Annotated in this window: 20 protein-coding genes, 4 tRNA genes and 1 pseudogene; 6 read left to right on the plus strand and 19 right to left on the minus strand. The window is 60.0% G+C overall.

Going from position 1 to position 21,647, the window contains the following annotated elements; all coding sequences use genetic code 11:
* Window positions 1–3 precede the first annotated feature (3 nt).
* The 5 genes from PMI21_RS13445 to PMI21_RS13425 all read right to left on the minus strand — a co-directional run bounded on the left by PMI21_RS13445 (window position 4) and on the right by PMI21_RS13425 (window position 4,319).
* Complete coding sequence (locus PMI21_RS13445) at window positions 4–1,335, minus strand: TadE/TadG family type IV pilus assembly protein (RefSeq protein ID WP_007938724.1); 1,332 nt, start codon at window positions 1,333–1,335, stop codon at window positions 4–6.
* Between the two features lie 74 nt (window positions 1,336–1,409).
* The gene (gene cpaB / locus PMI21_RS13440; protein ID WP_007938726.1) at window positions 1,410–2,216 is read right to left on the minus strand and encodes a Flp pilus assembly protein CpaB; all 807 of its coding nucleotides are present in this window, start codon (window positions 2,214–2,216) and stop codon (window positions 1,410–1,412) included.
* A gap of 15 nt (window positions 2,217–2,231) precedes the next feature.
* Window positions 2,232–3,560 carry a hypothetical protein gene (locus PMI21_RS13435; RefSeq protein ID WP_007938729.1) on the minus strand — a complete coding sequence of 443 codons (1,329 nt, stop codon included), beginning with the start codon at window positions 3,558–3,560 and terminating at the stop codon, window positions 2,232–2,234.
* Between the two features lie 2 nt (window positions 3,561–3,562).
* Window positions 3,563–4,093, minus strand: a complete 531-nt coding sequence (locus tag PMI21_RS13430) for an A24 family peptidase (RefSeq protein WP_007938731.1) — start codon at window positions 4,091–4,093, stop codon at window positions 3,563–3,565.
* Window positions 4,094–4,121: 28 nt separating this feature from the next.
* On the minus strand, window positions 4,122–4,319 hold the full coding sequence (locus tag PMI21_RS13425; RefSeq protein WP_007938733.1) for a Flp family type IVb pilin: 198 nt from the start codon (window positions 4,317–4,319) through the stop codon (window positions 4,122–4,124).
* Between the two features lie 412 nt (window positions 4,320–4,731).
* Here PMI21_RS13425 and PMI21_RS13420 point away from each other — a divergent pair, with 412 nt between their 5' ends.
* Window positions 4,732–5,595: a helix-turn-helix transcriptional regulator gene (locus PMI21_RS13420; RefSeq protein ID WP_007938735.1), complete on the plus strand. Its 864-nt coding sequence runs from the start codon at window positions 4,732–4,734 to the stop codon at window positions 5,593–5,595.
* A 57-nt stretch (window positions 5,596–5,652) separates the two neighbouring features.
* Here the strand turns inward: PMI21_RS13420 and PMI21_RS13415 are convergent.
* From PMI21_RS13415 to PMI21_RS13400, 4 genes are all read right to left on the minus strand, one after another.
* Window positions 5,653–5,728: transfer RNA gene (locus PMI21_RS13415), tRNA-Gly, on the minus strand.
* 3 nt (window positions 5,729–5,731) lie between these two features.
* A tRNA-Glu gene (locus PMI21_RS13410) sits at window positions 5,732–5,807 on the minus strand.
* A 104-nt stretch (window positions 5,808–5,911) separates the two neighbouring features.
* Window positions 5,912–5,987 (minus strand) — tRNA-Gly (locus PMI21_RS13405).
* A 2-nt stretch (window positions 5,988–5,989) separates the two neighbouring features.
* Window positions 5,990–6,065 (minus strand) — tRNA-Glu (locus PMI21_RS13400).
* Window positions 6,066–6,458: 393 nt separating this feature from the next.
* Here PMI21_RS13400 and PMI21_RS13395 point away from each other — a divergent pair.
* Complete coding sequence (locus tag PMI21_RS13395; RefSeq protein WP_033064012.1) at window positions 6,459–7,217, plus strand: hypothetical protein; 759 nt, start codon at window positions 6,459–6,461, stop codon at window positions 7,215–7,217.
* A gap of 110 nt (window positions 7,218–7,327) precedes the next feature.
* Here the strand turns inward: PMI21_RS13395 and PMI21_RS30190 are convergent, their stop codons facing one another.
* The 4 genes and pseudogenes from PMI21_RS30190 to PMI21_RS13380 all read right to left on the minus strand — a co-directional run bounded on the left by PMI21_RS30190 (window position 7,328) and on the right by PMI21_RS13380 (window position 11,876).
* Window positions 7,328–8,209 (minus strand): methyl-accepting chemotaxis protein, encoded by an 882-nt coding sequence (locus tag PMI21_RS30190; protein ID WP_443200766.1) that lies wholly within the window; start codon window positions 8,207–8,209, stop codon window positions 7,328–7,330.
* Window positions 8,189–9,292: pseudogene (locus PMI21_RS30195) on the minus strand (HAMP domain-containing protein); the annotation flags it as partial. The gene PMI21_RS30190 and the pseudogene PMI21_RS30195, both read right to left, overlap by 21 nt.
* Window positions 9,293–9,400: 108 nt before the next feature.
* Window positions 9,401–10,792, minus strand: coding sequence for an aminotransferase-like domain-containing protein (locus PMI21_RS13385; protein WP_007938738.1), 1,392 nt, complete (start codon window positions 10,790–10,792; stop codon window positions 9,401–9,403).
* Between the two features lie 322 nt (window positions 10,793–11,114).
* Window positions 11,115–11,876 carry an SDR family oxidoreductase gene (locus PMI21_RS13380; protein ID WP_007938739.1) on the minus strand — a complete coding sequence of 254 codons (762 nt, stop codon included), beginning with the start codon at window positions 11,874–11,876 and terminating at the stop codon, window positions 11,115–11,117.
* Window positions 11,877–12,111: 235 nt separating this feature from the next.
* On the opposite strand from PMI21_RS13380, the gene PMI21_RS13375 reads away from it, so the two are divergent.
* Window positions 12,112–13,116, plus strand: coding sequence for an NADP-dependent oxidoreductase (locus tag PMI21_RS13375; protein ID WP_007938740.1), 1,005 nt, complete (start codon window positions 12,112–12,114; stop codon window positions 13,114–13,116).
* 71 nt (window positions 13,117–13,187) lie between these two features.
* Here PMI21_RS13375 and pyrF read toward each other — a convergent pair whose 3' ends face one another.
* Window positions 13,188–13,886, minus strand: coding sequence for an orotidine-5'-phosphate decarboxylase (gene pyrF / locus PMI21_RS13370; protein ID WP_007938741.1), 699 nt, complete (start codon window positions 13,884–13,886; stop codon window positions 13,188–13,190).
* Between the two features lie 292 nt (window positions 13,887–14,178).
* Here pyrF and PMI21_RS13365 point away from each other — a divergent pair, with 292 nt between their 5' ends.
* The 3 genes from PMI21_RS13365 (at window position 14,179) to xopAW (ending at window position 16,991) form a co-directional block, all read left to right on the plus strand.
* Complete coding sequence (locus tag PMI21_RS13365) at window positions 14,179–14,937, plus strand: response regulator (RefSeq protein WP_008070269.1); 759 nt, start codon at window positions 14,179–14,181, stop codon at window positions 14,935–14,937.
* Window positions 14,937–15,986, plus strand: a complete 1,050-nt coding sequence (locus PMI21_RS13360; RefSeq protein WP_007938744.1) for a sensor histidine kinase — start codon at window positions 14,937–14,939, stop codon at window positions 15,984–15,986. Before PMI21_RS13365 ends, PMI21_RS13360 begins: the two co-directional genes overlap by 1 nt.
* 153 nt (window positions 15,987–16,139) lie before the next feature.
* Entirely contained in the window at window positions 16,140–16,991 is an 852-nt protein-coding gene (gene xopAW / locus PMI21_RS13355; protein WP_007938745.1) for a XopAW family type III secretion system calcium-binding effector, read from the plus strand.
* 109 nt (window positions 16,992–17,100) lie between these two features.
* On the opposite strand, the gene PMI21_RS13350 is transcribed toward xopAW, so the two are convergent.
* From PMI21_RS13350 to PMI21_RS13330, 5 genes are all read right to left on the minus strand, one after another.
* A complete protein-coding gene (locus PMI21_RS13350) occupies window positions 17,101–18,156 on the minus strand; it encodes an AI-2E family transporter (RefSeq protein WP_007938746.1) in 1,056 nt (351 codons plus the stop codon).
* 69 nt (window positions 18,157–18,225) lie between these two features.
* Window positions 18,226–19,032, minus strand: coding sequence for a DUF4892 domain-containing protein (locus tag PMI21_RS13345; protein WP_007938747.1), 807 nt, complete (start codon window positions 19,030–19,032; stop codon window positions 18,226–18,228).
* A gap of 8 nt (window positions 19,033–19,040) precedes the next feature.
* On the minus strand, window positions 19,041–19,700 hold the full coding sequence (locus PMI21_RS13340) for a glutathione S-transferase family protein (RefSeq protein WP_007938748.1): 660 nt from the start codon (window positions 19,698–19,700) through the stop codon (window positions 19,041–19,043).
* Window positions 19,701–19,750: 50 nt separating this feature from the next.
* Window positions 19,751–20,605 carry an alpha/beta hydrolase gene (locus PMI21_RS13335; RefSeq protein ID WP_007938749.1) on the minus strand — a complete coding sequence of 285 codons (855 nt, stop codon included), beginning with the start codon at window positions 20,603–20,605 and terminating at the stop codon, window positions 19,751–19,753.
* Window positions 20,602–21,408 (minus strand): alpha/beta fold hydrolase, encoded by an 807-nt coding sequence (locus PMI21_RS13330; protein WP_007938750.1) that lies wholly within the window; start codon window positions 21,406–21,408, stop codon window positions 20,602–20,604. Before PMI21_RS13330 ends, PMI21_RS13335 begins: the two co-directional genes overlap by 4 nt.
* Window positions 21,409–21,647 lie beyond the last annotated feature (239 nt).

The raw sequence follows: 21,647 nt of genomic DNA on the forward strand, positions 1-21,647 counted from the left end.
CTCCTACGAGTCTGTGCTCGGAGTGCCAGTGCCGCTGCCAATGTAGGTTTTGTAGAGCTGAATGATCTGCGGGCCGGAATCGGTGGACGGCGAGGGGCCGGCCACGTTGTCGCCTTCGCACTCCTTCACAAACTGGCCGAAGATCTGCGATTCCGTGCCGCCGTTACTCATTGGCTGCACCACGAAATAGCAGCCAAAACCCAGGACGGGAACCGAGGTGGTGCCGCTCAGTTTCCCGGAGCAGTCGCCCACCACGATCTTCAGCATCCGGCGCTCGAACACGCCATTGCTCTGACAGCCACTGCCGGACCCGGCCACACACGCGGCAGTGCTCGCACGCCAGTCGTTGTAGTCAAATATTGCGTTGCCGCCCGCTGTGAGATTACCGTTGCTCGATGTGACGGTTTGCCCCTGGTACTTCGGGACTGTGCCGTCGTAAGTGATCGCAGGGTTGCTGGACGTGGTCACCAGGTCTGGCGGATAGTTCGAGGCACTGACCGGGCCGTTATAGATGCCAAAGCGCGTATTAAATCCTTGAGAGGTAGGGCCGACCTTGTTGCCAGGGGCGGTCTGGACGTTTTGCCCCACATTGCGGCAAACCGTGCCACCTCCGGCCAGGTCATCCCTGACTGTACTGCCGCCCGAGCCAAAGTCGAGCAACTGGAAGTTGCCTGGACCAATGGGGGACGAATTGCCGGCAGCTGTCTTCAGGACCTGCAAATCACCAAACTGGAAGCCCCAGAACATGCCGGCGGCCGGGTTGTATTTGGTCGGGTCGCCACAGACCATCAAAGGAGAGAGATCACAGGGGCTGGCAGGGCTGGGGCCGGCAGTGGCGATCGCCGCCACTGCTTTGGTCCCCAAGGCGCCGAATGCCTGGGCGAAGTTCCAGAAAAAACCAGTCAGGCTATAGCTCGGTACCGATACCCGAACGTATTTGGCATTTGCCGGCCCAGGATAGGAGAACGGGCCATAGACGCTGCTGGAAAGCGCCACCACTGCAAATGCGCCTGGGTTGCCGGCGACAGCCGTGGCCAACTCGTTGTTGCCCGCGGCATTGGCATTTTGCACCAGCGTATTGAGCGCGGCAGTGCGTGTCGCGCTGGCCATGTTGGCAGCACCTTCCACCTGAAGCAGGGTTTTGGCGCCACTCAGGGCGGCGGCGTCCACCGCATTCTGCAGGCGCGTCTTGTTCAGCAACATGTGTCCGCCGTCCAGCGCCAACGCCGCCATCATCGCCATCGCCGCCAACGCGATTACCATCAATACGCTCACCGATCCTTCCTGGCGCCTTGGCGTCGCAGTGAACGGCCGCTGAATACGAAGATTCATCATCAAGCCCTCTTTGCCGATACTGATCCGGATCGGCTCCGCCAATACCTTGGTGCCCAGGCACCCCTACCGCCCTGTCAACGAACTTTCACTACACTGGTCTGGATCCCGCGGATGATGGTGACAGCCCCGCCACCCTCGCCACGTTGCACCACGCGTTTTTGCACCGGGGCGGCGGCCACAACCATGGGGGCCGCAGCAACAGGCGCGGCGGTCACGATTTTTTTCTCGGAGTTCAGCGGATTGCGCAGGGTTAGTTGCAGTTTCCCTTCCGTTTGCGCCGTGACCAGGGTTTCAGCCTCTGCAGTCGTCATCTCCAGCGTCACTGCACGCACCACCACCGGTTGGGTCTTGTCGGTACCCGCCGTCTGGTCCACCGCCAACACTCGCAAGTTCTCGAGGATGGTCCTGGACACGGCGCTGTTACTGCCGGCATTCGTGGTTTTGGTCGCCAGTACATCGACCCGGTTACCTGGCAGAAGGAATCCACCGACACCGACCACATCGTCCACGCGTACCGATATGGCACGTTTGTCTGTGGCAATCAGAGAGGCCAGAGTACTGCCGCCCAAGTGCTCGCTCAGACGTGCACCGCGCATGACGTCGCCACGCAAGATGTCAAACGTTGCGATCTTGCCCACGGCCTTGTCGCTGGAATCGAGAGCATCGTCCGGAATCGTGTCCATGGGCATGCGCACGGTGGTGACCTGTTGGGCCTCGACCATCTGCCCGAATGGAATTTCTACCGTGGCGACCACCACGCTTCGAAGGTGGTCATCCGGGGTGGCATTGAGCCGGGCGCTCAGCCAGGAGTCGGCCATCCATGCAGCACCAAGGCCCATGACCAGGGAAACGCCTATCAGGGGAAGAGTACGAGAGCTCATGTCAGTATCTCCGTATCAAGAAAAGTCGAGCTGGACGAAGTAGTTGTGCCAGGCCCATTCCAGCTCCTGCGGCGACAGGTTCCCGGAACCGCCCTGGTAACGCTGACGATCGAGGGCCATGTTCAGGAGATCGCGGGGATGGCAAGGCACCAGGGGCATGCCTTCACTTGCATAAAGCCTTTGCAGTACATAACGCAGCAGCAGCGGGTCAAAAGGAATGCCCAAACGCTCGCTTTCCTGACGCCAGATCTTTTCGTACTCCTCAGGCTTCAGGTAACCGAACTGCAGCTTGTAGCCAATCCGGCGAAGGAAGGCCTCATCGGCCAGCTCCAGGGGATTGAGGTTGGTGGAGAACACCAGAATCAGATCGAACGGCAGCTCGCAATGCCGGCCGCCGCCCAAGTTGAGGAAGTCGCGTTTCTCCTCCATCGGTACGATCCAGCGATTCAACAGCTCGGCAGGTGCCATGCGTTGGCGCCCCATGTCATCGATGATGAACAGGCCATTACTGGCCTTGAGCTGCAAGGCGGCCTGGTACTGACGGGTGAAGGGGTCATAGCGAACGTCCAGCTGTTCCATGCTCAACTCACCGCCCGTAATGACGATCGGGCGTTTGCAGCGCAGCAGTCGACGGTCGATCCCTTCGTTGAGCATCAAATTGTTTGGTTGAGTGTCGTCATCCAGGCGCTGATGCACCTGCGGGTCATAGATCTCGATCACCGACTCGTTGATGACGATGGCATGCGGCACCCAGATGGCCTCGGCGAACAGACGAATCAGCCGACTGCTGACATAGGTCTTGCCGGTACCCGCGGGGCCATAAATCATGATCGCGCGCCCGGAGTTCAGCGCCACGCCCAACTGATCGAGCATCCCCTCCGTGAGCACGACGCCAGTAAGGGCCTTGTGCATATCGCTCGCGCTGATGCGACCGTGGTGAATGGTCTGGATTTTGATCAGGGAACGGTAGGTACTCACCGGGAAAGGCGCCGCGCCGATATAACCGCTGCGCGACAAGGCATCGCGGGCGGCACTGCGGCCGCGTTCGGTCAGGCTATAACGCAGCATCTGCCCACCCGTCTGGCCCATCTGGCCAAGCACTTCGATACGACCATCCTTGCGCAGGAACGCCAGGACTTCTTCAAGTACAGCACCGGTCAGCGCCAGGCGCTCCACCAGCCGCGACATGTCGAGCACGCCGGCGTCATATAAATGCTTACATACCAACTCGCCGAGGAAACTGTCGGTCAGACCGGTTTCCCGGATTGTGCACGGCTGAGGAGCCAGTCGTTGCACCGCTTCCCGCTCATTGGGGAAGGCATCAATATCAACCATGACGTGCATGACTAATCTCCCAACCCGCTGGCAACGAGTTGCCAGTAGATGCTGCCTAGAGTGCCGAGCAAAATTGCAACAGCGTAAGGAAAGGGCTTGCCGGCCGCCTCGTCCGCACTCGGCGCCAAGTAAGCCCGAGCCTTGAGAATCAGCCAATAACGCCCCAGGGTCTGCAACATCTGACCGTGCACCAGCACAATCAGCAAACCGCACAGGGCGCCGAATACCAGACTGTATAGGGCGGCCCACAATGCGGAATAGACCGGTAGGAAGCTGCCAACCATGGCCATCAACTTGACGTCGCCGGCGGCCATGCCACCCACGGCATACATGGGCAGAAACAGCGCAAAACAGATCAGGATGCCCAACAGGCTGTCACCCAACCCGCTTACTCCACCTGAATAAGTCTGGCCGACTAATCCCAGAGCCAGGCCTACCAGGATCAGCAGGTTGGGAATGCGGTGGCGACGAATATCGCTCACCACCGCTATGCCCAGCAGCCCTATCAGCACACCAGTTGCCACCAGCTGCTCCATGGACATTTCAGCATCTCCCTCTCGGAAATTATCGTTACACGCAAGCAGCACCACCACCAACGGCATTGCACAGCGCCGTGATTCGGGTATGTACGTTTGTTCCGAGATCGGTGAATGCGGCGGCAACAGCAGCCGTAATCAACCCACCCGCCACTGCGTATTCCACAATGGTCAGGCCATCTTCGTCTTTGACGAATTTCAGAACCGAAGTCTTGATTGCTTGAATGATCATTTTGCCCACCTCACTCGAATGTTGTTTTTTCCGGAAGGCAGTACGTTCTGCACTGCCTGATGCAACCCTAGTCAGGGGCAAGGCATGGGCGTTAGGAAGATTTTGCACATCACTAGGACTTTTTTGCGGGTGCGGCCAAATACGGTCATTGGCCTTTGCAGAAGTAGCAGGAGGGGTAAAACAAGGGATGATTCGCGATTACCACTGACTTCGATTTACAAGCGACGAGCGGCTGATACCTGGTTCATAGACGACACACCAACAGCCAGTTGCCTGGGACTGATTTCCAGGCAACGCATAGAGCCGATAGAACTAAAATTCGTCTTTCTTATCAGTATTTAATCTGCAAAGTGATAGCACGTTAGCAATACTACTCAGCGAAGAGGGGCCCGTAGAACCGCAGAGTAGAGACATGACGTCCAACATGACCAGAAGGCCATCGCTGCTATGGTTCGATCTGACTCACGATCGTTCCACGAAGGAACTCATCGCGCAGTTCGAGGACACTTGCGACTGCAAACTGGCGAAAAACTCCGTGCTGCCCCACGGAGAACAGGCGGACATGATCTGCATCCATTTCGATCGCCCCGACACCCCCGGCTTGAGGTTGTTGCTGGAGATCAAACGCACCACCCCCACCATCCCGATCACCATGTTCACCGTGCAGCACTCAGAAGAACTGGCCGTCTGGGCCATGCGCTCCAGTGTCTGGGAATACATGGTGCTCCCGCTCACCACCGCCGAGAGGAAGCGCTACCTGACGGCACTGATGCAGCTCTGCGAGTTGCGCCGCAATGCCGGTCAGGACAAGACATTGCTGATCGACCACTCGCCCACTCTGCCAGATAGCATCCGCCTGACCTCCGGGCACCAAAAACATCAGGCGCTGAGCAACATCATGCTGTACATCGACCAGCACTTTCGGGACAGCATCGATCAGAGGGATTTGGCCAAGCGCTGCGGCATGACGACTTTTCGCTTCAGTCGCCTGTTCAAGGAAGCCAATGGCGTCGGCTTCACCGATTACATCCTGGACAAGCGCATGAGTTTCGCCAAACAACTGCTCGACAATAGCCAGATGCCGATTACCAGCATCGGCTATGAGGCCGGCTTCAAGGATCCTTCCTACTTCGCCCGCGCCTTCAAACAGTTCGTCAACTGCACGCCCAGCGAATACCGTTTGGCCAGCCAACTTAGAGCGGTAGCAGCGCAACCGCCACTGGAAGATACAACCATTGAAGCACTCGAAAGCCTGGTGCAGAGCCTTGGAAGTTAGGGAGGTTTTTTACGCGCATAAAAAAACGCCGCTCAATGAGCGGCGTTTTTTTGAATTTGGAGCGGGAAACGAGACTCGAACTCGCGACCCCGACCTTGGCAAGGTCGTGCTCTACCAACTGAGCTATTCCCGCAAATGGCGTCCCCTAGGGGACTCGAACCCCTGTTACCGCCGTGAAAGGGCGGTGTCCTAGGCCACTAGACGAAGGGGACACGCTGCCCGGAACACATGGTGTGTGTTTCGGTGCCCAGACCCGCATCCGAAGACTTGGTTCTGGTTTCACTCAGCCTTGCCCGAAAGCAACGCTGTTTAAAATTGGAGCGGGAAACGAGACTCGAACTCGCGACCCCGACCTTGGCAAGGTCGTGCTCTACCAACTGAGCTATTCCCGCATTGGCGTCCCCTAGGGGACTCGAACCCCTGTTACCGCCGTGAAAGGGCGGTGTCCTAGGCCACTAGACGAAGGGGACACACGTACAACATTCACTCCCTACCGCGTTTCGCTGTGTGCTTTACGCTGTAAGTGGCGCGCATTCTATGGATGGATTGAGGGGTCGTCAACCCCCAGATATAAATTTATTTAAATCAATGACTTCGCCCTGCTTTTGGCAGCGATTCAGGCTTTTGTGTCGCCTGACCTTTGACGCCTATATTCTGGCATCCACCAAGACGCTATAGTCCCTGCCTGGATGATGGCAATGTGCACCTCGCACGCTATTTACTTATAGAAGCAGCATTGCGGCCGATATAAGCAGAGCTATAGCCGATTCACTCGTCGAGCGGCCCTATGCGCCCATATGCCAAGCCACTACACTCGACTCGCACGCGAACCCCATAAAGAGGTCTTACCGGTGACACCACTCATGATCACCCTGCTAGTCGTAGCCGGGATCGCACTATTGATCGCCATTGGCTACATGAACCATGTGGTGGAAAACAATAAGCTGGAAAAAGCCCGCACCAAGGTTGAACTCAACGACCGCCTGCGTCGCTGCGGCGAAATCACCGAGACCTTTCCCGGCCAGTTCATGACACCCGCACTCAAGCTGCTGTTGACCCGCCTGGAACTGAACGTCTGCCAGCGCCTGCTCAACCTGGAAAAATCCAGTGCCACGCTAAAGGCGCGGATTACCGAGCTGAGTGCCCTGGTTGCCCAAGGTGAATCGATCCCGGTCAACAACCCGCCGGCACCGATCCAGACCGAAGCCAAGGCCAAAGACGTGCGCTTCCTGCTGGAAGCCATTCATGGCCAGATCACCCGCGCCGCACAGGACGGTTTCCTGCCAGCCAACGAAGCCAAGCGCTGGATCCGTGAAGTTCGGCACATCCTGGTCCTGCTGCACATCGAATTCTTCAACAACCTCGGCCAGCATTCCCTGCAACAAAACCAGCCAGGCCAGGCCCGCCTGGCCTTCGAACGCGGCGTGCAGTACCTGCGCAAACAACCGGAGCCCCAGGTCTACAGCGAACAACTCGAGTACCTGGAAAAACTCCTGGCCCGCGCCAACGACCAGGTCATGGACAAGATCGCCCCGGTTGAAGGCGAAGTGAACCAACTGACTGAAGGGCTCAAAGACGTCGAGGCTGATGCCGACTGGAAGAAGAAAGTGATCTACGACTGATCATGCAAATGCTGAAAAGCCACCGGGTCAGGTGGCTTTTTTTTGCGTTGGGATTGATGGCCGCCAGAATCAATGGATCATCCGGACGCAGCCCGAGCCTTCGGCAGCTGCTACAGCTTGAAATGCCCCACCATCCCCCTCAACTCACTGCCCAACTGCGCCAGTTCAATACTCGACGCCGCATTGCCCTGCATCGCCAATGAAGACTGATCCGCACTGGCGCGAATGCTCGTGACACTGCGATTGATCTCCTCGGCCACCGAGCTCTGCTCCTCTGCAGCCGCCGCAATCTGCTGGTTCATCTGCTGAATCAGCGACACCGCCGCCGCAATACTCCCCAACGCACTTTCGGTCTGCAACGCATCGCTTACCGCCAGCTTCACCAACTCGCCACTGCTCTGAATCTGCTGCACTGACGACTGCGCCGCCGAGCGCAAGGCACTGACCAGACGTTCGATTTCCTCGGTCGATTGCTGGGTTCGCCTGGCCAGCGCCCGAACCTCATCGGCCACCACCGCAAAGCCCCTGCCCTGCTCGCCGGCGCGCGCCGCCTCGATGGCCGCATTGAGCGCCAGCAGGTTGGTCTGCTCGGCAACGCTTTTGATCACGCTGAGCACCGTGCCGATGTTCTGGATTTCTGCACTGAGGCTTTCGATGCTGGAGCTGGCCGAGGTGGCCGAGTCCGCCAGTTGCTCGATCCGCGCCATGCTCTGACGCACCACCTGCTGCCCGCTTTCGACCTTGCCGTCGGCAGTCTGCGCCGCCAGGGCGGCCTCCTCCGCATTACGTGCGACGTCGTGCACCGTGGCGGTCATCTGGTTCATCGCGGTGGCGACCTGCTCGGTTTCTTCCTTCTGACTGCTGACTTCAAGGTTGGTCTGCTCGGTCACCGCCGACAGCGATTGCGCAGAGCTTGCCAGCTGTTCGATACCGGCCTGCAAACCACTGACGATGCTGCTGAGCCCCGCGCCCATTTGCTGCATGGCTTGCATCAACTGGCCGATCTCGTCTCGACGGGTCACGTCGATTGTCGCGCTCAAATCTCCCGCGGCGATCTGCTGGGCGACACGGATTACGCTACGCAGCGGTGCGACGATCAACCGGGTAATCACCCACGCGGCAATCAGCCCGACCAGCAAGGCCAGAGCCGAGGAGCCGATGATCAACAGCGAGTTCTTTTTCAGCTCTGCCTGCATCGACCGGTCTTCGGCTACGTAGGCCTGATCCACCCGCTCCACCACTTGCGCGGCGCGCTGGTGGAGTTGCTCGGAGACGGTCTTTTCCTGCGCCAACAGGCCGGTGTACTCGGCGAGCTTTTCAGTGAAACTGCCGATATGACCGGACACTTCATTGAGGACCGTCTGGTAGCCCTCATCCTTGACCGTGGCTTTCAACTGCTCGGCCTGGGCCAGCGCCTGATCGGCCTGCTCGATCTTGCCCTGCCCTGCACTGTCGTCGCCCTTACGGCTCTGATCCAGGCGTACGCGCGCTTCGTTCATCGCCTGCAACATCAGCCGCGAGACCTGGCTGACCTGATTCGCCTGCTCGATGAATTGCGCGCCGTCCTTGCCCTCGGACTCCTTCAAGGCATAGGCGCCATCATCGCTAAGCCCGGACTGCAGCACATCCAGGTTATTGGCCACGCTGGACACCGACCAACTGGCCATTTCCAGCGCCAGGTCCTTGGCCTGACTCAGCGAGACGAACTCGTCAAAAGCCTTGCGATAGGCCCCCAGAGACTGTTCGACGTCATTCATGACCGGCACGTTGGCCGCGGACTGAGCCTTGAGCTCGGTCGCCAGCGCGATCAACGCGTCCACCCCCGCGTGCAAGGCATCCACGGTTTTCGGGTCGCCGCGCAAGGCGTACTCCTGCTCAAGCAGACGCACCTTGAGCAAACCGCTGTTGAGCGACGACATCTGCTTGAGCCCGTCGAAGCGATGACTGATGGTTTGCAGGGACCATACGCCGATAGCCGCCACCAGGGCTGTCAACAGCAGCACCAGTACAAACCCGACTCCCAGTTTTTTCGCCATACCGAGGTTGGCAAAACGTCCTTGCACGGCCGAAATCATTGCGCTTAGTCCCCTGCCATTGTCTGTGGATGCAGATTCGCAACGGGCTTGTGTCAACACAAGTCTCTGGCGTCGGAATAATGGCCAAAAGCTACGCCAGCGTCGTTTTCAGAACGCTTGAGGTCGATCCCGAGCGGTAGCCTGAAAAAATGCCCGAGCGCGAGGATCACAGGCATAGGCGACGTTGATGCGCTGCCAATCATGGGCCTGGCCGGTGGGGCTGAATGCCGTTGCGCATGACAGCAGGATGCCGAAGCGTCGCGCCTGAATCCGCACCTGAACGGCGTCGGACTTGCGCGATCGCGCCCAGATGAACAGGCCACCTGCGGGTTTGCCGAAAACCTCCCATTCCGCGTCTTCGAGCACCTGCAAGGCCGCGTCCCTGTCAGTGCTTAAACGCTGGCGCTGACGCTGCACCAATTTGCGATAGGCACCACTGGCCAATAAAGAAGCCAGCACCGATTCGCAAAACCGTGAAGCGCCCATGCTGCTGATCATCTTGACCTCGGCCAGTCGCGAAATGACGTCGGCCCCCGCCACGACAAAGCCGACCCGCAACGAACTGCTGAGGGTTTTGGAGTAGCTGCCGACGTAGATCACGTTGTCATCGATACCCAATGCCGCAAGACGCGTACCGGGACCGCGGTGCAAATCCGCATAGACGTCGTCTTCGATCACCAGTACGCCATGGTTTCTGGCCAGCTGCAGCACCTGCCGAGCCACGCCCAAGGTCAAACTGCTGCCGGTGGGGTTGTGATAAAAGCTGTTGATGAACAAGCCACGGGGTTTGTATTTCAGCAACAGTGTCTGGAGTGCTTCGGTGTCGGGTCCGTGAGGCGTTCGTGGGACTTCGATCATGCTGACCCCGTGCAGCCTGAGCAGATCGAACAGCATCGAATAACCGGGGTTCTCCACCACCACGCAATCGCCCGGTTTGAACAACGTGCGCACGATCAGGTCGAGCCCATGACTGGCACCTGCCGTGGTGAGGATTCGACTTTCATCCACCGCGATATCCAGCTGTTTCAGCCGCTTGAGGATCTGTTGACGCAGGGCAAGCAGGCCCAGCGGTGTGCTGTAGTTGAACAAACCGGCCATGTCGGTGCGGCTGACCTGGCGTATGGCATAGCTCAGGTCGTCAGTCTCGCGCCAGCTTTCGGGTAATCCGCCGCAACCCAGCTTCAGATCGCCCACGACGCCACTCTGCTGCTCCTCAACCCCCTCGAACCAGGAAAAATCCCGTTGCCCGTGAGCGTCCAGCGTCGTTGCCGCGACAAAGAAACCCGCCCCGCTACGCGTCGCCAGCACACCTTGAGCCACTAACCGTTCACAGGCCTCGACAACACTGGATTGGCTGAGCAGATTGATCCGCGCGATTTGCCGCACGGAAGGCAAACGCGTCCCCGGCGGCACCTCGCCACGATGGAGCCAGTCGGCCATCGCGTCGACGATTTGCTGCACGACCGGCACCAATGCCTGTCGATCGATTCTCAACTCCATGAGCAAGCAAACTCCTGTCTGTTTTGCGCAAAACAGTTAATCACAGGAGCGCTCGACAGGATGTGCGACAAAACCGCCAAAACCGTCGGTTCTAACCATTTGAAACACAATGCCCGATGTTTTCACGGAACCTGGTGCCGAACGATAAAAAACGCGAGGAGTAGCAGCTGGCGAAGCCTGCGTTCGGACGAAGCAGTCGTAAAATCAGCGATTGCGGTGTGTCAGGCAGGCCGCGGCCACTGGACTCACGACTGCTGCGCAGCCGAACGCAGCCTCGCAGGCTCGGCAGCTGCTACAAAGCGTTGCGTCGCGATCTGAAGCATTAAAACGCCGTGACGCCACCATCCACCGCCAGCGAATGACCGGTGGTGAACGCTGCGCCGTCGCTGCACAGATACAGCACCGCGCTGGCAATCTCCTCGACCTTGCCGATACGTCCGACCGGGTGCATGGCATTGGCGAATTCGCCCTTCTTCGGGTCCGCTTCATAGGCACGACGGAACATGTCGGTATCGATCACCGCCGGGCACACCGCATTCACGCGAATCTTTTTCTTGGCGTATTCGATGGCCGCTGACTTGGTCAGGCCGATCACCGCATGTTTCGAGGCAGCGTAGATGCTCATCTTCGGCGCAGCCCCCAGGCCGGCGACCGAAGCGGTGTTGACGATCGCGCCACCGCCCTGGGCCAACAGCAACGGCAACTGGTACTTCATGCACAGCCAGACGCCTTTGACGTTGACGCCCATGATCGCGTCGAACTCATCGAGCGTGCCCTCGGCCAGTTTGCCTTTCTCGATTTCGATGCCGGCATTGTTGAAGGCATAGTCGAGACGGCCGTAGGCATTCACTACCTCGTCCATCAGATTTTTTACATCGCTTTCCACAGTGACATTGCAGCGCACGAAGGTCGCTTCACCGCCGGCGGCGCGAATCAGCGCCACAGTGCCTTCACCACCGGCCGCGTCCAGATCGGCCACCACCACTTTCAAACCTTCGGCGGCAAACGCCAAAGCGGTTGCGCGGCCAATCCCATTGGCCGCGCCCGTCACAACGGCGACCTGGCCGGAAAACGTCATGCTCATTGTTATGTCCTCGAAGGCAAGAATGTGGGGATCGCGAGTTCCCAGTCTAGCCACAGGGGCCTAGGGCCCGGCAGCATTATCAGAAGGCCGGTTGGGCGCCCATGAGTGGCAGTGATAGAACGGGCTCCGTGATTATCACTGCACTGGATCGACGTGCATTCGCAGCGTCAGCCGACCTTGCAGCATCGCCTATGAAGGTCTATCAACAAGGCTTCATTCATCTTGAGTGCCTGTCATGACTACCCAGACCAATCGCCAGTTCCTGCTCGCCAAACGTCCCGTGGGGCCGGCTACCCGCGAGACTTTCACCTATCAGCAAGTACCGGTCGGCGAACCGGCGGCGGGTCAGATCCTGGTCAAGAACGAATACCTGTCCCTGGACCCGGCCATGCGTGGCTGGATGAACGAGGGCAAGTCCTACATTCCGCCGGTCGGTATCGGCGAAGTCATGCGTGCACTGGGTGTAGGCAAAGTCATTGCCTCGAACAATCCGGGCTTTGCCGTGGGTGACTACGTCAACGGTGCCCTGGGCGTGCAGGATTACTTTCTCGGCGAGCCGCGAGGTTTCTACAAAGTCGATCCGAAACTGGCGCCGCTGCCGCGGTATTTATCCGCGCTGGGTATGACCGGAATGACCGCCTACTTCGCCCTGCTCGATGTCGGCGCGCCGAAAGCCGGTGACACGGTGGTGCTGTCGGGCGCGGCCGGTGCGGTGGGCAGCATTGCCGGGCAAATCGCCAAGATCAAAGGTTGCCGGGTGGTTGGCATTGCCGGCGGCGCGGACAAGTGCAAGTTCCTGATCGATGAGCTGGGGTTCGACGGCGCCATCGACTACAAACACGAAGACGTCACCGCCGGCCTCAAGCGTGAATGCCCGAAAGGCGTCGACGTGTATTTCGATAACGTCGGCGGCGATATTCTCGATGCCGTGCTGAGCCGCCTGAACATGAAGGCACGGGTGGTGATTTGCGGCGCCATCAGCCAGTACAACAACAAGGAAGCGGTCAAAGGCCCGGCCAACTACCTGGCATTGCTGGTCAATCGCGCGCGGATGGAAGGCTTCGTGGTGATGGATTACGCCGCGCAGTTCGCCGCTGCCGGGCAGGAAATGGCTGGCTGGATGGCCAAGGGGCAGCTCAAGAGCAAGGAAGACATTGTCGAAGGACTGGAAACATTCCCGGAGACGCTGATGAAGTTGTTCAGCGGCGAGAATTTCGGGAAGTTGGTGTTGAAGGTTTAACCCGGTATCTGAAAGGACCACAAAACCAATGTGGGAGCGCCGCACCGCCGCTCCCACAGGGTCCGCGGCGCTTAAGCGATTTCTGCGACGACCGCCGCCAACGCCTTGGCCGGATCCGCCGCCTGGCTGATCGGACGGCCGATCACCAGGTAGTCGGAACCGGCATCCAGCGCCTGACGCGGAGTCAGGATACGGCGCTGATCGTCCTGGGCACTGCCCGCCGGACGAATCCCCGGGGTCACCAGTTGCAGCGACGGGTGAGCGGCTTTCAGGGCCTGGGCTTCCTGGGCCGAGCAGACCAGACCGTCCATCCCGGCTTTTTCCGCCAGCGCGGCCAGGCGCAGCACCTGCTCCTGCGGCTCGATGTCCAGGCCGATCCCCGCCAGATCCTCACGTTCCATGCTGGTCAACACGGTCACGCCAATCAACAACGGTTTCGGGCCACTGCGCTGATCGAGCACTTCACGGCAGGCGGCCATCATGCGCAGGCCGCCGGAGCAGTGCACATTGACCATCCACACGCCCATTTCCGCAGCCGCCTTGACGGCCATGGCGGTGGTGTTCGGAATGTCGTGGAACTTGAGGTCCAGGAACACTTCGAAACCCTTGTCGCGCAAGGTGCCGACGATTTCCGAAGCGCAACTGGTAAACAGTTCTTTACCGACTTTGACCCGGCACAGCTTCGGGTCCAGTTGATCGGCCAGCTTCAGTGCGGCGTCACGAGTGGGGAAATCCAGGGCGACGATAATAGGCGTCTGGCAGGCGGACATGAGTGGGCTCTCAGGCAAGTCGAAATCGGCGCGCATTGTAGCGGAACCAGCGCCGCTGCGGGACCCGATGATCGGTAATTCGTCGTCGCGGCTCAGGCAAGACTAGCTGCTGCGGCAATTGTGTCGAACCCGATACACACACGACACGCCCACAACACCCTTCAACGCTACCCTCGTCAGCCGCAACAAGTCCTACAGCACTTCCCGCCTCACGGCCGGACGCCTATGCTGAAGCCACAACCTCGCAGCCTATCTTTGTGGTTGGCAGCCTACCTGGCAGATGAACGCACGCATGCACAACTCCCCAGCACCTCTGAACGACGATCAAAAAGCGCCGGCCGATGACAAACGCTGGAGCATTCGCGCCCTGATCGTCGACGATGACGTCCCGATCCGCGAACTGATGATCGACTACCTGGCCCGGTTCAATATCCACGCCAGCGGCGTCACCGATGGCGCCGCCATGCGTCAGGCGCTGCAAGCCGAACATTTCGATGTGGTGGTACTCGATCTGATGCTGCCGGGCGAAGACGGTTTGTCACTGTGCCGCTGGCTGCGCGCCGAATCGGACATCCCGATCCTGATGCTCACCGCCCGCTGCGAACCCACCGACCGGATCATCGGCCTGGAACTGGGCGCCGACGACTACATGGCCAAGCCGTTCGAGCCGCGGGAACTGGTCGCGCGGATTCAGACCATTCTGCGTCGGGTGCGTGACGACCGTACTGAACAGCGTGCGAATATTCGTTTCGACAACTGGCGATTGAACAGCGTATTGCGCCAGTTGATCGCCGCCGATGGCCTGGTGGTGCCGCTGTCCAACGCCGAATTCCGCTTGCTTTGGGTGTTCATCGAACGTCCGCGTCGGGTGCTCAGCCGCGAACAACTGCTGGACGCGGCGCGCGGTCGCTCGATCGAAGCGTTTGATCGCAGCATCGATCTGCTGGTGTCGCGCCTGCGCCAGAAACTGGGCGACGACCCGAAAGCCCCGCAGTTGATCAAGACCGTTCGCGGTGAGGGTTATCTGTTCGACGCACGAGACATCGGCTGATGCGTGCGCGCTTCGATACGCTGTTCGGCCGCCTGTTCGGCGTGCTGCTGGTGGCTATCGTACTGGCGCATTTGTTAGCTTTTTTATGGTTCAAACATTACGGGCCGCCCCCGCCTCCCCCGCCGCCGGGGTTTTCCGAGCACTTTGACGGCCCTCCCCCACCGATGGACCCGCGTTTCGGCAATCGACCACCGCGGCCGTGGTTCGGTGGGCCGCTGGTGCCGCTGACCTTTCAGTTTGTCTCGCTGATCATCGCCGCCTGGTACGGCGCCAAGCTCTTGACCCGCCCGATTCAGCGCCTGAGCGACGCCGCCGAGCGCCTGAGTGAAAATCTCGACAGTCCGCCACTGGATGAGTCCGGCCCACGGGAAGCGCGGCAAGCGGCGCACACCTTCAACCTGATGCAGAAACGCATTCTTGAACAAATACAGCAACGCTCGCGCATGCTCGGCGCGGTGTCCCATGACCTGCGCACACCGCTGTCGCGGCTCAAGCTGAGACTGGAACAGATCGACGACGAGAAGCTGCAAGGCCAGATGCGTCAGGACCTGGACGACATGATCGGCATGCTCGATTCCACCCTCACCTACCTGCACGAACAGCGCACCAGCGAGGCGCCACAATGGATGGACGTGCAGGCGCTGGTGGAGTCCCTGAGCGAAAACGCCCAGGACCAGGGCGCCAACGTCCAGGCCAGCGGCCATTGCGCCCCGCTACAGGTTCAACCGATGGCTTTGCGCTCGTGCATCAACAACCTGCTGGACAACGCCTTGCGTTATGCCGGTGACGCGCTGATCACGCTTGAGGACAGTCGCGAACAACTGGTGATCCGGGTCATCGACCATGGCCCAGGTATCGCGACGGATAAACGTGAAGCAGTGTTTGAACCGTTCTTTCGCCTGGAAGGTTCGCGTAATCGCAACTCTGGCGGCGTCGGCCTGGGCATGACCATCGCCCGGGAAGCCGCGGAACGTTTGGGCGGGCAGTTGAGCCTGGAAGAAACGCCCGGCGGTGGTCTGACCGCCGTCATCCGCCTGCCTCGCGTCTAAGCCACACATCCATTCAATGTGGGAGCGTAGGCTGGCCTGATATCCGTGTTTGTGTACCGGACGGTACAAATCCCACATACCCACGACAACTTGCCCCTTGAGGCTGCATAAACCGGTGTACCCACCGGCTTCCCATTCCAAGGAGTGAGCACAATGATCGGTAGTGTCAGCAGCTACACGAGCTACACCAGCACCAGCAGTACCGCCACCAACAGCGCCCGCAGCCAGCAATTCCAGAAAGAACTGCTCGCCAAACTCGACAGCAACAGCGACGGCGCGGTGGATCAGGATGAGCTCAAGAGCGCCCTGTCGCAGAAAACCGACGATGGTCTGCTGGTCAGCCTGAGCAAGAACTTCAGCGACCTGGACAGCGACGAAAGCGGCAGCCTGAGCAGCGAAGAAATGGCCGCGATGGCCCCTCCACCGCCACCGCCAAACGATCAGGCGCCGAACACCGAACTGGCCGATGCGCTGATCAGCGCGCTGGACACAGACGGCGACGGCGCCATCAGCAGCGATGAGCTGAGCAATGGCCTGACCAGCGCCGGCAGCACGGCCGACAGCTCGGAGATCTTCTCGGCCCTGGACAAGAATGAAGACGGCACCGTCAGCCAGGACGAACTCGCCGCCAGCCTGACCCCGCCGCCACCGCCACCTCAGCAGATGTCCAGCGAAGAGCTGTTCAGCCAACTCGATACCGACAGCGATGGCAGTGTCACGGCCACGGAACTGAGCAGCGCGTTGCAGGCAAGCGACAGCACTTCGTCAACCTCCACCGACACCAGCGCCGCGTTGCTCAAAGTACTCGATAGCGACAGCAGCGGTGGCGTCAGCAGCGATGAACTGAAAGCCGTCCTGCAAGCCGGCCGCGAGCAGAACTCCGACAGCTCGACCAATCAGTTCAACGTGACCGAAGCCCTGAACAAAATGATCGCCAACCTGAGCAAGCAGTATTCGCTCGACAACGTGGCGACCGTGGGCAAACACCTGAACGTGGCCACTTAAGTCAAACAGCATCGCGAGCAGGCTCGCTCCTACATGGGTTTGTGTCGGCCACAAAATGAGTGTGGGAGCGAGCCAGCTCGCGATGTGGCCCTAAGCCCCGGCAAAAAACTCAGGGCCGACGATCTTCAACCCGAGCCTGGCTCTTGCTCCAATCGGTCAACAGGCTGTAAGCCACGGCCAACAACGTCGGGCCGATGAACAGACCGATAAACCCGAACGCAATCAATCCGCCAAACACCCCGAGCAGCACAATCACCAACGGCAAATTCCCGCCTCGGCTGATCAGGTACGGCTTAAGCACGTTGTCGACCCCGCTGATAATGAACGTGCCCCAGATCCCGAGGAACACCGCCATTCCGTACTCACCCTTCCAGGCCAGCCAAGCCGTGGCCGGAATCCACACCAACGGCGGCCCCATCGGAATCAGGCTCAGCAAAAACGTCACGATCCCCAGTACCAGCGCCCCAGGCACACCGGCAATCAGGAAGCCGATCAACGCCAGCACCGCCTGCGCCGCTGCAGTGCCGATCACCCCGTTAACCACCCGCTGCACGGTGCCCGCCACCAGTTCGATGTAATACCCGGCGCGGTCACCAATCAGCCGCTCCAGCAACCCATGGACAAACACCGCCAAACGCGGCCCGTCCCGGTAGAAAAAGAACACAAACACGATACTCAGCGTCAACTCGAGGATCCCGCCGCCAATCTGCGCGCTGCGCGCCAGCAACCAGTTACCGACCTGCCCCAGATAAGGCTTGATCGCCAGCATCATCGCCGCGCCTTGCTGATCGATGCTGTTCCAGATCCCCACCAACCGCTCGCCGACCAGGGGAATACCGCCCAGCCAGGCTGGCGCTTCAGGCAAACCATCGACCTGCACATCCTTGATGAACGCGGTGGCATCGCGCACGTGATCCGCCAGGTTGAACCCCAGCCACACCAGCGGCGCCGCCACCAGCAGCATCCAGCCGAGTGTCAGCAACAGCGCCGCCAGGGATTCACGACCATTGAGCCAACGGGTCAACAGACGCATCAACGGCCAACTGGCAAACGCCAGCACCGCGCCCCAGAACAGCGCCGACCAGAACGGCGCCATCACCCATAAACTCGCGCCAAACAGCACCAGGAGCAGGATCTGCACCAACAGCCGATCGTTATTGACCATGTAAGATCCCGAAAAAAGTCAGTCCGCAAAGAGTAGGCGAACGCGCAGAACGCGTTCGCCGAATGAAGCTTATCGCAACAGTTCGAAGTGCAGGCCAGAGCCTTCGACGCTGCCGGTTTCCATCCGCGCCGTGCGCACGCCCTGGCCGATCAGCGCCTGGCGCCAGGCTTCGGCACTGGGCCCGGAAACGCTGACCCGCAGCGTAGTGTCCAGGTTCAGGCCGCGGGAAATCAAACGCAGCCAGGTATCGTCAGGGTCGCCGTCGAGTTTGGGAAAATCGAGTTTCCCGGTGCTTTTGAGCTGGCGCAGCAACGTCGCGGACGTCGGCAGCAAATCACCCAGCGGTGCCGAGGCCTCGAACTGTTCGACGTGCAGATAAGCCCTGCGATTACCGCGAGTGATGCTGTAAAGCGCCACCAGCGTGTTGTCTTTAGGGGCCGCCAGATGCAGTAGCAAATAAGCCTGCTGATTATCGGCGCCATATAACTTGGCGTTGCCGAAGACTTCATTGGCCCACAGGCTGCTTTCGCCACAATCCCGGGCCTGACACCAGAACAACAGCTCGGCGCCCTGTTTCTGCAAGGCTTCGCGGGCAGCAGTGAAGGCATCGGTGGAGGAATGCTCCGGTGGCAATTCGTAGGTGACCGAGGTGGTTTGACCGCGAGCCGTGACCTGGCCGTCGAAACGCAATTGGCCGCTGATCTTGCGGATCGAACCCAGCGGGTAAATCCGCTCGAGTTCCACCGTCGGGCGATAGTCGACGATCTGCGCATCGGTCATGCGCGGCACGATCGGCAGGTCCTGGCTGCCCGGGATGTCAGCGGCCAATAACCAGGGACTGAAACTGCACAGCGCCAGCAGAGTGAGTGAACGCATGGCCAGGCTCATCGGATCAACATGGCCTGGGCACCCTTGATGACACTGGCATCATCGATGCGCTCCGGCACCCGCAAACCGCGCTGCACCGCAGGGCGCGCTTCAAGGGTGGCTATCCAGCGCTGCAAGGACGGCAAGCCGTCCACCGAGACACCGGACCAGTCGTGGCCGCGGACCCACGGAAAGGTCGCGATGTCGGCAATGCTGTACTCGCCCGCCAGAAACTCCACCGCTTGCAAACGCGTGTCGAGCACTTCATACAAGCGTCGGGTTTCATGTTGATAGCGATCGATGGCGCCCTGGAGCTTTTCCGGGAAGTAGCGGAAAAACACGTTGGCCTGGCCCTGCATCGGGCCGATGCCGCCCATCTGGAACATTAGCCATTGCAACACCACCGAGCGCCCTTTCGGATCCTGGGGCAGCAGTTTGCCGGTCATCTCGGCGAGGTAAATCAGAATCGCGCCGGACTCGAACACGGCGAAATCGCCATTGGCGCGGTCGACAATCGCCGGAATCCGGCCATTGGGATTGATCTTGAGGAAGTCCGGGGACTTCTGTTCCTTTTTGTCGAAACTCAAGGCATGCACCGTGTAGGGCAGGCCGAGTTCCTCGAGCACGATAGAGACCTTGTGGCCATTCGGGGTCGCAGCGGTGTACAGATCTATCATGGTTGTCTCCCATTTCAACCCGCCCAGCCTCGACAGTTGCCCGACGCAAGTCAAGGAACGGCGAAGAACCGATTGAAACAGTCTGCGACAAGACCGGCACCGGGTTCGTCATTGAGGTGCAAGTGATGGCCGCCAGGCAACTGTTCATGGCTAAAGGGTAGACGTTCCAGCAACTCGGGATGTTTGGCGAGCATACCGTCAGCCGCAACCACCAAGTGTGCAGGACAACTGACGCGCTGGACGAAAGCCATCGCCTGCTCAGTGGTCAGACGCAGCGGCGACGGCAGCGTCAGGCGGCTGTCGGTGCGCCAGGTATAACCGCCCGGCACCGGCATCAAGCCGCGCTGGGCCAGCAGTTCGGCGGCTTCGCGACTGACTGCCACCAGGCCTTTCATGCGCGCTTCGATGGCCCGGTCGAGGGTGTTGTAGACCGGTTTGCGTTTTTCTCGCAGATCCAGCTGCGCTTGCAGGGCCATGCCCATGCGCTCGGCGGCATTTTCGCCTTTGTCTGTAGGAGGAATGATGCCGTCGATCAACGCCAGGTGAGTCACCCGCTCCGGTAACGACCCGGCCAGCACCAGCGAGACGATCGCCCCCAGGGAATGCCCCAGCAGCGCAAAACGTTTCCAACCCAACTGCTCGGCCACTTGCAGCACGTCGTGGGCGTAGTCCCACAGCGCGTAACCGGCACCGTTCGGCCGATGCCCCGAGTGACCGTGCCCGGCCATGTCCAGCGCGATGATGCGCAAGCCTTTGAGCTTGGGCGCCAGCCGGGCAAAGCTGTTGGCGTTGTCCAGCCAGCCGTGCAAGGCAATCACCGGCAAGCCGTCCTCGGGACCGAACAGGTGCGCCGCCAATTCGATATGCGGCAGGCTCAGGCGAACTTCTTCGACGACGCTGTTCATGCGCAATCCTGTTGGCGGCGACTGTCCCAGCGACTGAACAGGTTCTTCAGCAGCGTGGCCGTGTCTTGTGGACGTTCTAGGGGAAACATGTGACCGCCGGGCAGGGTCAAGGACTCGCCCAGCGGCATGCGCCCGACGGATCGGGCGTGATGACGCATCACCACGCGGCTCTTGTGCCCACGAACCACTGCCAGCGGCACTTTCAATTGCCGCGCGCGGCCAGGGCTGGTGTGCGGTACGCCACGGTAGATGCTGATTTCCGTGGCTGGGTCGAAACGCAGGCGCAGCTTGTCGCCGACCTTTTGCAAACCATGTTGAAGATAGGCTTCGAAGCATTCCGGGTCGAAGCCGCGAAACAGCGTTTTACCGGCGAAATACAGGCGGGCCGCGTCCAGATCGGCGAACTCTTCCCGTCGTCCCAACGTGCGACCGGCCGGGGTCAGGCGATCGATAAAACCGAAGCGTTTGGCGGCACGGATCACCCATTGATCGGTGCGGGTCAGCACCGGCGAATCGAGCATGACCACGCCGCGATACAACTCAGGGCAACGCAACGCGGCGTGAAGGTGCAGCACGCCGCCGAAAGAGTGGCCGACGCCCCAGACCGGTTCCGGCTGCTGCTTGAGGTGATGAATCAGCTCATCCACCAGATTGTTCCAGTTGTCGTCCGCCGGAAAGCGCGGGTCATGGGCGTGCTGCTCCAGATGCGCCACCCGGTACTCCGGCGCCAGCGCCGCAAACAACTTGCTGTAGGTCCCCGAAGGAAAGCCATTGGCGTGGGCGAAAAATATCTGTTGCGACATACCGGCAGATCCATGTGCAAAAAACAGGCGTTGATTGTCCGTAAGACCGTGTCCTGCAGCAATGACCGTAACTGACAGGAATGATGACAGTCGGGTCAAAGCTATAGGGATGCAGAAGAATAGACCGCCCCTTTGTAGCAGCTGCCGAAGGCTGCGTTCGGCTGCGCAGCAGTCGTCAAACCAGCACTTGCGGTGCGTCAGACAGACTGCGTCAACCGGATTCACGACGGCTTCGCCGC

Origin of the sequence: Pseudomonas sp. GM18 (assembly GCF_000282195.1) — a bacterium.
Lineage (GTDB): Bacteria > Pseudomonadota > Gammaproteobacteria > Pseudomonadales > Pseudomonadaceae > Aquipseudomonas.

Coding starts and splice junctions, on each gene's coding strand:
- PMI21_RS13445 (WP_007938724.1), bottom strand. CDS start 1,335: ATGATGAATCTTCGTATTCAGCGGCCGTTCACTGCGACGCCAAGGCGC.
- cpaB (WP_007938726.1), bottom strand. CDS start 2,216: ATGAGCTCTCGTACTCTTCCCCTGATAGGCGTTTCCCTGGTCATGGGC.
- PMI21_RS13435 (WP_007938729.1), bottom strand. CDS start 3,560: ATGCACGTCATGGTTGATATTGATGCCTTCCCCAATGAGCGGGAAGCG.
- PMI21_RS13430 (WP_007938731.1), bottom strand. CDS start 4,093: ATGTCCATGGAGCAGCTGGTGGCAACTGGTGTGCTGATAGGGCTGCTG.
- PMI21_RS13425 (WP_007938733.1), bottom strand. CDS start 4,319: ATGATCATTCAAGCAATCAAGACTTCGGTTCTGAAATTCGTCAAAGAC.
- PMI21_RS13420 (WP_007938735.1), top strand. CDS start 4,732: ATGACGTCCAACATGACCAGAAGGCCATCGCTGCTATGGTTCGATCTG.
- PMI21_RS13395 (WP_033064012.1), top strand. CDS start 6,459: ATGATCACCCTGCTAGTCGTAGCCGGGATCGCACTATTGATCGCCATT.
- PMI21_RS30190 (WP_443200766.1), bottom strand. CDS start 8,209: ATGCAAGCCATGCAGCAAATGGGCGCGGGGCTCAGCAGCATCGTCAGT.
- PMI21_RS13385 (WP_007938738.1), bottom strand. CDS start 10,792: ATGGAGTTGAGAATCGATCGACAGGCATTGGTGCCGGTCGTGCAGCAA.
- PMI21_RS13380 (WP_007938739.1), bottom strand. CDS start 11,876: ATGAGCATGACGTTTTCCGGCCAGGTCGCCGTTGTGACGGGCGCGGCC.
- PMI21_RS13375 (WP_007938740.1), top strand. CDS start 12,112: ATGACTACCCAGACCAATCGCCAGTTCCTGCTCGCCAAACGTCCCGTG.
- pyrF (WP_007938741.1), bottom strand. CDS start 13,886: ATGTCCGCCTGCCAGACGCCTATTATCGTCGCCCTGGATTTCCCCACT.
- PMI21_RS13365 (WP_008070269.1), top strand. CDS start 14,179: ATGCACAACTCCCCAGCACCTCTGAACGACGATCAAAAAGCGCCGGCC.
- PMI21_RS13360 (WP_007938744.1), top strand. CDS start 14,937: ATGCGTGCGCGCTTCGATACGCTGTTCGGCCGCCTGTTCGGCGTGCTG.
- xopAW (WP_007938745.1), top strand. CDS start 16,140: ATGATCGGTAGTGTCAGCAGCTACACGAGCTACACCAGCACCAGCAGT.
- PMI21_RS13350 (WP_007938746.1), bottom strand. CDS start 18,156: ATGGTCAATAACGATCGGCTGTTGGTGCAGATCCTGCTCCTGGTGCTG.
- PMI21_RS13345 (WP_007938747.1), bottom strand. CDS start 19,032: ATGCGTTCACTCACTCTGCTGGCGCTGTGCAGTTTCAGTCCCTGGTTA.
- PMI21_RS13340 (WP_007938748.1), bottom strand. CDS start 19,700: ATGATAGATCTGTACACCGCTGCGACCCCGAATGGCCACAAGGTCTCT.
- PMI21_RS13335 (WP_007938749.1), bottom strand. CDS start 20,605: ATGAACAGCGTCGTCGAAGAAGTTCGCCTGAGCCTGCCGCATATCGAA.
- PMI21_RS13330 (WP_007938750.1), bottom strand. CDS start 21,408: ATGTCGCAACAGATATTTTTCGCCCACGCCAATGGCTTTCCTTCGGGG.